We start from the raw sequence: 9,047 nt of genomic DNA on the forward strand, positions 1-9,047 counted from the left end.
GCTCTCACGACGGGGCCCGTGCGCGGTTATCCTGATCCACAACCGCCGGTGAGGAGCCCAGAAGTGACCGAGACAGCGTCGCGTCCCACGTTGGAGGCCGTGGCCGCGCGTGCGGGGGTGTCGCGGGCCACCGTGTCCCGGGTGGTGAACGGCGGGGACGGGGTGAGGGAGCCGCTGGCCGAGCGGGTGCGGCGGGCCGTGGAGGAACTCGGGTACGTGCCGAACCAGGCCGCCCGCAGCCTGGTGACCAAGCGGCACGACGCCGTCGCCGTCGTCATCGCCGAACCGGAGACCCGGGTCTTCGCCGACCCGTTCTTCGCCCTGCAACTGAGGGGCATCAGCAAGGAGCTGACGGCCCACGACTCGCAGCTCGTGCTGCTGCTGACGGAGGGGCGCGACGACCACGCCAGGGTCGGGCGCTATCTCGCCGGCGGCCATGTGGACGGCGCGCTCGTGTTCTCGCTGCACCTCGACGACCCGCTGCCGGGGCTGATCCGGCGCGCCGGGGTGCCGACCGTGTTCGGCGGGCGGCCCGGCTGGAGCGACGACACCGCCCCCGGCGCCGCGGACTCCGCGCGGACGGCAGGGAACCCCGCGGTCGTCTACGTCGACTGCGACAACCGGGGCGGGGCGCGGGAGGCCGTACGGCATCTGGTCGGCCTCGGCCGGACCAGGATCGGGCACATCACCGGCGCCCTCGACCAGACCTCGGCGGCGGACCGGCTCGACGGCTTCCGGGACGTGATGGTCGACGCCGACCCGCGGCTGATCGTGGAGAGCGACTTCACCCCGGCCGGCGGCGAGCGCGCCATGCGCGAACTCCTCGACCGCTGCCCGGACCTGGACGCGGTGTTCGCCGCCAACGACCTCACCGCCTCCGGTGCCCTGCGCGTGCTGCGCGAGCGCGGGCTGCGGGTCCCCGACGACGTCGCCGTGGTCGGCTTCGACGACATGCTGCCCGTGGCCGAGCAGACCGAGCCGCCGCTGACGACCGTGCGTCAGGACATAGAGGGGATGGGCCGGCTGATGGCCCGCCTCCTGCTGCGCGGCCTCGACGGGCACGGCGCCGAGGCCGGGGTGGGCGGCGCGCCGCGCAGTGTCGTCCTGCCGACCACACTCGTACGGCGCGCCTCCGCGTGAGAGCCTTTTCCAGGCCGCCGGGGTGGCCTCACTTCTGTGACGGGGCGCTCTTGATCACCGCGAAGCGGGCGCCGTAGGGGTCGGCGAGCCTGGCGATGCGGCCGACTCCCGTGACGTCGGTGGCCGGCACCCGGATCGTGCCGCCGAGCTCCTCGGCCCTGGCCACCGTCGCGTCCGTGTCCGGGACCTCGAAGTACGGCAGCCAGTACGCGCCCGTCTTCGCCTCGGTCGGGTCGTCGGACAGGGCCACGATGCCGCCGAACATGGCGTCCTCGCCGCCCTCGGCGGGGTTCACACAGGTGTAGGTACCGCCGGGGAAGGGCACGCCGGAGGTCTCCAGGCCCAGCACCTTGTTGTAGAACGCGGCCGCCGCGGCGATGTCCGCCGTGTACAGCTCGACCCAGCACAGCGAGCCCGCCTCGCCGGCCACGTCCACGCCCTTGATCCGCCCAGGCTGCCAGAGGCCGAACGGCACGCCCGCCTTGTCGGCGAGGACCGCCATGTGGCCCTCGCCCATCACGTCCATGGGCTGGACCAGCACGGTGCCGTGCGCCTCCTCGGCGGCCTTGGCGGTCGCCGCCGCGTCGGCGCTCTGGAAGTACACGGTCCAGGAGGGCGGCCCGTGCTCCGGCGAGGTCTGCATCCCGCCGGCCACCGTCCTCCCGCCGAGCTGGAAGAACCCGTACCCGCCGGCCTGCGGGCCGGCCGACTGGAACTCCCAGCCGAAGAGAGCGCCGTAGAAGGAGCGGGCGCCGTCGATGTCGGGCGCACCGACATCGATCCAGTTCGGAGCGCCGTTGACGAAACGGGTGGTGAGCATCCTTGCCCTCCTTCGAAGGTGCCCGGATCCATGCACTGCCGAGTCTGTCACCCCCCACTGACAACCGCCGCCGCAACACGACCCGCCCCCACGCCACCGGCCCCCTGGGACCCCGCTGGGTCCCAGGGGGCCGGTGCCGGTCTCGACATCCCTCGGGGTGTTCCGCGCGCCGTCGTGCGTTCGCGGTGGGTGTGCGGCCATCATCGGGGCGGTGCGCGGGCGTGGGTGTCCGCGTTGATCCGGCGTTGAGCGGATGTTTCGCGGCGGTCGGCACGATGTCGTGCATGCACTTCGAGACGACCGCCCCGGACGACATCGCCTGGCAGGACCTGGCCCTGTGCGCGCAGACCGGGGCCGACTTCTTCTTTCCCGAGCCGGGCAGTTCCGTGCGTGAGGCCAAACGCATCTGCGGGATGTGCGAGATGCGCCCGGCCTGCCTGGAGTACGCCCTCGCCAACGACGAGCGCTTCGGCGTCTGGGGCGGACTGTCCGAGAAGGAACGGCAGGCCCTCGGGCGGACCGGACGGACCGCCCCGTGCGCCGGCGGCTGATCAGGCGCCGGCCCGCGCCGCCATCCTGGCCCGCCGCGCGGCGAGCCGCTCGTCGAACTTCGCCGCCTCCGCGTCCAGGCCGCCCATGAACATCCCCAGCTCCTCCTGCGCCTGCAGGCCCTCGGGGCCGAGCCCGTCGATCTCCAGGACCTTCAGGAAGCGGAGCACCGGCTGGAGCACGTCGTCGTGGTGGATGCGCAGGTTGTAGACGCCGCCGATGGCCATCTGCGCCGCCGCCCGCTCGAAGCCGGGGATGCCGTGGCCGGGCATGCGGAAGTCGACCACCACGTCCCGCACCGCCTGCATCGTCAGGTCGGGCGCGATCTCGAACGCCGACTTGAGCAGGTTGCGGTAGAAGACCATGTGCAGGTTCTCGTCCGTCGCGATGCGCGACAGCATGCGGTCGCAGACCGGATCGCCGGACTGGTGCCCGGTGTTGCGGTGCGAGATGCGGGTGGCGAGCTCCTGGAAGGCGACGTACGCGACCGAGTGCAGCATCGAGTGCCGGTTGTCGGACTCGAAGCCCTCGCTCATGTGCGACATCCGGAACTGCTCCAGCTTGTCCGGGTCCACCGCGCGCGAGGCGAGCAGGTAGTCGCGCATCACGATGCCGTGCCGGCCCTCCTCGGCCGTCCAGCGGTGCACCCAGGTGCCCCAGGCGCCGTCCCGGCCGAACAGGGTGGCGATCTCGTGGTGGTAGCTGGGGAGGTTGTCCTCGGTCAGCAGGTTGACCACCAGGGCGATCCGGCCGACCTCCGTGACCTTGGACTGCTCCTTGTCCCAGGCCTCGCCGTCCTCGAAGAGCCCAGGGAAGTTACGGCCGTCGCTCCAGGGCACGTACTCGTGCGGCATCCAGTCCTTGGCGACCGTCAGATGCCGGTTCAGCTCCTTCTCGACCACTTCCTCCAGCGCGTACAGCAGCCGCGCGTCGGTCCATGCGGACGGGCTGCCGAGGTGAGGAGACGTAAGGGTCACGGAAACTCCAGGGGGACGCGTGAAGAAGCGGGAGCTGGCAAGGGCGGAACGCAACGGGCCCGGCGAGCGGTGCACGGGAACCTACGGGATCGTAGGCTACGAATCCGTAGGTTACGAATCCGTAGGTTAAGTTCGCTGTAAAGGTGGCTGATCAGAGGGGTGCGCGCCGGAGTTGACGGGTCCCCAGAACCAGCCCAGCATCGCAGGTCCGGGGGCCGGCACCGGCACCGCCCACCTCGTCAGGCGTACAACTCCCGCAGCCGCACCGAGAGGCACGTCACACAGCCTTCGAGTTTCTCGAACTCGCCGATGTCCACCACGACCGGCTCGAAGCCGAGATCGCCGAAGAGTTCCGCCGTCTTCGGCGCGCTCGCCGCCATCAGCAGCCGGTCGCCGCCGAGCAGCACCACATGCCCGCCGGACTCCTCCGGTACCGGCAGGAAACGCGGGAACAGTGACGGCGTGTCCACTTTCGGGACGTACCCGACGACCGTCCCGTCGGGCAGCGCCGTCACCGCCGACTTCAGGTGCAGCACCTTGCTCACCGGTACGGTCACGACCCGCGCCCCGAGTGGTTCGAACACGGCCCGCAACTGCCGCACACCGGCCGCGTTGGTGCGCCCCCCGCGGCCGGCGTAGACCGTGTCGCCGACCTTCAGCACGTCCCCGCCGTCCAGCGTGCCCGGCTCCCGGACCCAGTTCACCGAGCAGCCCAGACGCGCCACGGCCTGCTCCACCCCGGCGGTCTCGGCGCGCCGGGTCTCGGCGCCCGGGCGGGTGATCAGGGCGACGTTCCGGTACGCGACGACGGTGTCCTCCACGAACACCGCGTCGGGGCAGTCGTCGGCCGGCTCGACCTCGACCGTCTCCCAGCCGTGCTCGCGCAGCGCCTCGACGTACGCCTCCCACTGCCGCACCGCGAGCCCGACATCGACCGTCTGCCGTTCGACATGGGTCACCAGCCCTTCGGCGAGACGCGGGCCGGGACGGCGGACGAGGGCCTTCTTGCTGGGCACGAGGGGCCTTTCGTGGCTGCGTGCGTGCGGTTCCCGGCACGGCCGAAACCGCGCCGGGCCGCCATCATGCGCCAAGCGCCCGCCCGGACAAAAGCCCACCGGACGCTAATCGGGATCGGTGACGGACTCCCAGGTGGATTCCCGCAGTTCTCCTTCCTCCAGCAGCAGCCACCGGGTGATGCCGATCGATTCCAGGAACGGCAGGTCGTGACTGGCCACGATCAGGGCACCCTCGTAGGACTCCAGGGCGGTCGTCAGCCGGCGCACACTCGCCATGTCGAGGTTGTTGGTCGGCTCGTCGAGCAGGAGCAACTGCGGCGCGGGCTCCGCCAGCAGCAGCGCGGCCAGCGCGGCCCGGAAGCGTTCCCCGCCGGACAGCGTCGCCGCCACCTGGTCGGCGCGGGCGCCCCGGAACAGGAAGCGGGCCAGCTGGGCCCGGATCCGGTTGTTGGTGGCGCCCGGTGCGAGGCGGGCCACGTTCCCGGCGACGCTCAGCTCGTCGTCGAGGAGGTCCAGCCGCTGCGGCAGGAACCGCACCGGCACGTGCGCGGCCACCTCGCCCGACACCGGCGGCAGCTCCCCGGCGATGGTGCGCAGCAGCGTCGTCTTGCCCGCCCCGTTGCGCCCGATCAGCGCGACCCGCTCCGGACCGCGCAGGTCGATTCCCGCGCCCAGGCGTGCGCCGTACGCCAGTTCCAGATCCCGCACGGTGAGCACGGTCCGGCCCGGCGGTACGGCCGTGTACGGCAGTTCGACGCGGATCTCGTCCTCGTCCCGCACCGCCTCCACCGCCTCGTCCAGCCGCTCCCTGGCCTCGGCGAGCCGCTCCTCGTGCATGATGCGGTGCTTGCCCGCGGACTCCTGCGCCGCGCGCTTGCGGGCCCCCATGACGATCTTCGGCTCGCGCTTCTGGTCCCACATCTTCTGGCCGTACCGCTTGCGCCGGGCCAGTTTGATCTGGGCGTCGGCCAGTTCGCGCCGCTGCCTGCGCAGATCGGCCTCGGCGACGCGCACCATGCGCTCGGCCGCCTCCTGCTCCAGGGCGAGGGCCTCCTCGTACGCCGAGAAGTTCCCGCCGTACCAGGTGACCCGGCCGGAGCTGAGGTCGGCGATCTGGTCGACCAGCTCCAGGAGTTCCCGGTCGTGGCTGACCACGACCATCACGCCCGGCCAGGACTCGACGGCCGCGTACAGCCGGCGGCGCGCGTACAGGTCCAGGTTGTTGGTCGGCTCGTCGAGCAGCAGCACGTCCGGCCGGCGCAGCAGCAGTGCGGCCAGCCGCAGCAGCACCGACTCGCCGCCCGAGACCTCGCCGACGGTGCGGTCCAGGCCGATGCGGCCGAGCCCGAGCTCGCCGAGGGTGGCCAGGGCGCGTTCCTCCACGTCCCAGTCGTCGCCGACCGTCTCGAAGTGCTCCTCGGCGACGTCACCGGCCTCGATGGCGTGCAGCGCGGCCCGCCGCGCGGCGATGCCGAGCGCCTCGTCGACCCGCAGCGCGGTGTCGAGCGTGACGTTCTGCGGGAGGTGTCCGACCTCGCCGGTGACGTGGACGGAACCGCCGGTCGGCCCGAGCTCGCCGGCGATCAGTTTCAGCAGGGTCGACTTCCCTGAGCCGTTGACGCCGACCAGGCCGGTCCTGCCGGGACCGAAGGCGAGGTCGAGGCCGGGCAGGACGGGGCTGCCGTCGGGCCAGGCGAAGGAGAGGGAGGTGCAGGTGATGGATGCGGACATGGGCGCCTCGCGGTGGCTGGGTGCGGTCAGTGTCGGACGCGTGTGAGACACCGCGGGGCGAGGTCACCGTGTAGGAGGGGAGCCACGGGGCAGGAGAAGAGCCCTGGGCCGGAATTCCTTCGGGACGGCTCGGACGCCGAGGTCGCACGCCACGTACACACCTGACCGGTGTGACGCGGTGCCTCAGGACCTCAGACGAGCAACGTCCCTCTCCAATCGACGGCAACAGAACCGTTGCAAAAGGTAGGAGGGGCCGGGACACCTGTCAACGGAATAACGGGTGGCCCGAGCCCTCCCGGAAGGAGGCACCCGTGCCCGACGGTTCGCTCTCGCTGCCCGCCCGGCTCTACCTGCTGGCCTGGGACACCGGGCGGCTGAAGATCACCGGCACCGCTCGGCTGCACCTCCTGGTCCGGGCCGGCGCCCTCACCGAGCTGGCCCAGCGCGGACTGCTCGTCGACGACGACGGCATCGCCGTCCCCGTCGGACTGGACGAGAGCACCGGTGACCCCGTGCTCGACGGGCTGCTCGAACTCGTCCAGGAGTCCCGGCCCCGCCGCTGGAAGACCTGGGTGACGCTGCACGCACGGACCACCCTCGACGCCGTACGGGAGCAGTTGGCCGCCGAGGGGTTCCTGAGCGCCGAGCGGCGCCGGGTCCTCGGTGTCCTCCCGTCCCTGGACTACGCCTTGGAGCGCGTCGCCGCCGTGGACGCGCTGCGGGAGGGAGCACGCCGGGTGCTGGAGGGCCCGCTGCCGGCCGCGGAGGTCCCCGAACGCGACGCGGCCGTCGTCGCCCTCGCGGCCGCCGCCGAACTGCGCACCCTGGTACCCGCCAAGGACCGCAGGCGCCACAAGGCACGCATCGACGAGCTGACCGACCGCAGCGGAGCCGCGGCCCCGGCGCTGCGCCGGGTGGTACGCGAGGTGAACGCGGCGGTGATCGTGGCAGCCACGGCAGCCGCCACGGCGGCCGGCTGAACGCGACCGGGCGGGGGCCTGCCCGCCGCGGGGCGGTCGGGAGCGTCAGCAGGCGTCGCGCATCAGTTCCGCCAGGTCGTGGTCCAGGTCGAGCTGGAGGTGTTCCAGGCCCAGCGGCACCAGTTCGCTCGTGGACTCCAGGAAGCGCCGTATCTCACCGCTGCGGATGTGCACCACGGCCGTGCCCTCGGGGGCGTGGAACTCCAGGACCGTACGGTCGTAGCCGTACGGGCGCACCCGTACGTCGCCGTCGCCCTCGGGCTCCCGCAGACCGGCCGCCAGCAGCTCACGGGCGAAGATCCAGCAGACCTCCACGCCGTCGAGGGTGGCCGGGGCCGGGAAGGTCATACGGACGGCGAACGGGTCGCGCCGGTCGTAGTGCAGCGTGGCGGGAATGCTGTGCATCCGTGGCGTGGCGGAGACCAGGCGCGCCTCCACGAACTGCTCGATGTCGGTGGACAAGGCCTTGCTCCCTTGTGACGGCTGGACGAACCTCCGGTCGGATGAGGCCGGGCACTGGAAAAGACGACGGAAGCCGTCGATCCGTGCACACGAGGAGCGAGTGACCTCCGTCACCGCCTTCATGCGCGCAAGTGACGCGACTCCCGTGTCGCTCGACTGGAGGACTGGAGATCGCCCGATATGGCGAATCGATCCAGAATTGCGGGTATCCGTTCCTTGCACAGAGAGGAAGTGAACGGCATGCCACGCGGTTCCAGTTCCAAGCGCGAGCGCCAGTACGAGCACATCAAGGAGAGCGCGCAGGACCGGGGGGAGAGCACCGAACGCGCGAAGGAGATCGCCGCGCGCACGGTGAACAAGGAGCGCGCCCGCACCGGCGAGTCGAAGACCGCCAGCCGCACCTCCACCCAGGACATGTCCTCCGGCCGGCGGGGTGGGCAGCGCTCGGGCCGGGGCTCCGAGGGGCCCACCTACGACCAGCTCTACGAGGAGGCCAAGCGGCGCAACATCCACGGCCGCTCGGACATGAACAAGCAGCAGTTGCGGCAGGCCCTGGGTAAAGGCTGACCCCCGCACCGAGCCCGGCGGGCCCGCCTCCGGTCAGGACGCGGGCCCGCCCGGCCGCGCGGTGCCCGCGGGGCCGTACGCTCGGCCGTCATGACGAGGACCGTACGCATTCCGGCGGGCTGGCCCGCCACCGAGGAGCAGGCCCGCGCCGTCCAGGACGAGTTGCGCGGACGAGTGGTGCGGGACGAGCCGGGACCGCCGCCCGGGACGGGCCACGTCACGGGGGTGGACGTCGCCTACGACGACGAGCGGGACCTCGTCGCGGCGGCGGCCGTCGTCCTGGACGCGGCCACCCTGCGCGTCGTCGCCGGGACCACCGCCGTCGGGTGCGTCTCCTTCCCGTACGTGCCCGGGCTGCTGGCCTTCCGCGAGATCCCCACCGTGCTCGCCGCGCTGGACGCCCTGCCCTGCCCGCCCGGCTTGGTCGTCTGCGACGGTTACGGCCTCGCCCACCCCCGGCGCTTCGGCCTGGCGAGCCACCTCGGCGTGCTGACCGGACTGCCGACGATCGGCGTCGCCAAGAACCCGTTCACCTTCACCCACGAAGATCCGGAAACCCCGCGCGGCAGCGCCTCCCCGCTGCTCGCCGGCCCGGACGAGGTCGGCCGGGCCCTGCGCACCAGGGACGGCGTCAAGCCGGTCTTCGTCTCCGTCGGCCACCGGGTGAGCCTGGACAACGCCTGCGCGCACACCCTCGCCCTCACCCCGGCCCACCGCCTCCCGGAAACGACCCGCAGCGCCGACGCCCTGTGCCGCCGCGCCCTGCGCGAGGCCGGGGCGGCCGGGTTCAGCGGCTCTTCGCGAT

The 9,047-nt window shown here is 72.2% G+C and carries 10 protein-coding genes; 5 read left to right on the top strand and 5 right to left on the bottom strand.

All coding sequences use genetic code 11. The features are described 5' to 3' along the window. The first annotated feature begins 63 nt into the window (after positions 1–63). Positions 64–1,140, top strand: a complete 1,077-nt coding sequence (locus CG719_RS28485; protein WP_100571570.1) for a LacI family DNA-binding transcriptional regulator — start codon at positions 64–66, stop codon at positions 1,138–1,140. A gap of 28 nt (positions 1,141–1,168) precedes the next feature. Here the strand turns inward: CG719_RS28485 and CG719_RS28490 are convergent, their stop codons facing one another. Further along, positions 1,169–1,960, bottom strand: coding sequence for a VOC family protein (locus tag CG719_RS28490; protein WP_100571571.1), 792 nt, complete (start codon positions 1,958–1,960; stop codon positions 1,169–1,171). Positions 1,961–2,244: 284 nt separating this feature from the next. Between CG719_RS28490 and CG719_RS28495 the strand changes: the two genes are divergently transcribed. Further along, entirely contained in the window at positions 2,245–2,511 is a 267-nt protein-coding gene (locus CG719_RS28495; RefSeq protein ID WP_100571572.1) for a WhiB family transcriptional regulator, read from the top strand. Here the strand turns inward: CG719_RS28495 and CG719_RS28500 are convergent, their stop codons facing one another. The 3 genes from CG719_RS28500 to CG719_RS28510 form a co-directional block, all read right to left on the bottom strand. Continuing rightward, positions 2,512–3,486, bottom strand: a complete 975-nt coding sequence (locus tag CG719_RS28500; RefSeq protein ID WP_100571573.1) for an acyl-ACP desaturase — start codon at positions 3,484–3,486, stop codon at positions 2,512–2,514. Positions 3,487–3,725: 239 nt separating this feature from the next. Continuing rightward, positions 3,726–4,502, bottom strand: coding sequence for a dimethylargininase (gene ddaH / locus CG719_RS28505; RefSeq protein WP_100571574.1), 777 nt, complete (start codon positions 4,500–4,502; stop codon positions 3,726–3,728). A 105-nt stretch (positions 4,503–4,607) separates the two neighbouring features. Beyond that, positions 4,608–6,233, bottom strand: a complete 1,626-nt coding sequence (locus CG719_RS28510; protein ID WP_100571575.1) for an ABC-F family ATP-binding cassette domain-containing protein — start codon at positions 6,231–6,233, stop codon at positions 4,608–4,610. A gap of 311 nt (positions 6,234–6,544) precedes the next feature. Between CG719_RS28510 and CG719_RS28515 the strand changes: the two genes are divergently transcribed. Beyond that, the gene (locus CG719_RS28515) at positions 6,545–7,213 is read left to right on the top strand and encodes a GOLPH3/VPS74 family protein (RefSeq protein WP_100571576.1); all 669 of its coding nucleotides are present in this window, start codon (positions 6,545–6,547) and stop codon (positions 7,211–7,213) included. Positions 7,214–7,258: 45 nt separating this feature from the next. Here CG719_RS28515 and CG719_RS28520 read toward each other — a convergent pair whose 3' ends face one another. Continuing rightward, a complete protein-coding gene (locus CG719_RS28520) occupies positions 7,259–7,675 on the bottom strand; it encodes an SsgA family sporulation/cell division regulator (RefSeq protein ID WP_100571577.1) in 417 nt (138 codons plus the stop codon). Positions 7,676–7,915: 240 nt separating this feature from the next. On the opposite strand from CG719_RS28520, the gene CG719_RS28525 reads away from it, so the two are divergent. Both CG719_RS28525 and CG719_RS28530 read left to right on the top strand, forming a co-directional pair. Continuing rightward, positions 7,916–8,242 (top strand): plasmid stabilization protein, encoded by a 327-nt coding sequence (locus CG719_RS28525; RefSeq protein ID WP_100571578.1) that lies wholly within the window; start codon positions 7,916–7,918, stop codon positions 8,240–8,242. A 90-nt stretch (positions 8,243–8,332) separates the two neighbouring features. Continuing rightward, a partial coding sequence (locus CG719_RS28530) for an endonuclease V (RefSeq protein WP_100571623.1) occupies positions 8,333–9,047 on the top strand: 715 nt, incomplete at its 3' end.

It is taken from the genome of Streptomyces sp. CB01373 (assembly GCF_002803075.1).
In the GTDB taxonomy this organism is placed as follows: Bacteria; Actinomycetota; Actinomycetes; order Streptomycetales; family Streptomycetaceae; genus Streptomyces.

Bases quoted from the DNA above. Each gene is read 5' to 3' on its own strand.
- CG719_RS28490 (WP_100571571.1), bottom strand. From the start codon at position 1,960: ATGCTCACCACCCGTTTCGTCAACGGCGCTCCGAACTGGATCGATGTC.
- CG719_RS28510 (WP_100571575.1), bottom strand. From the start codon at position 6,233: ATGTCCGCATCCATCACCTGCACCTCCCTCTCCTTCGCCTGGCCCGAC.
- CG719_RS28495 (WP_100571572.1), top strand. From the start codon at position 2,245: ATGCACTTCGAGACGACCGCCCCGGACGACATCGCCTGGCAGGACCTG.
- CG719_RS28525 (WP_100571578.1), top strand. From the start codon at position 7,916: ATGCCACGCGGTTCCAGTTCCAAGCGCGAGCGCCAGTACGAGCACATC.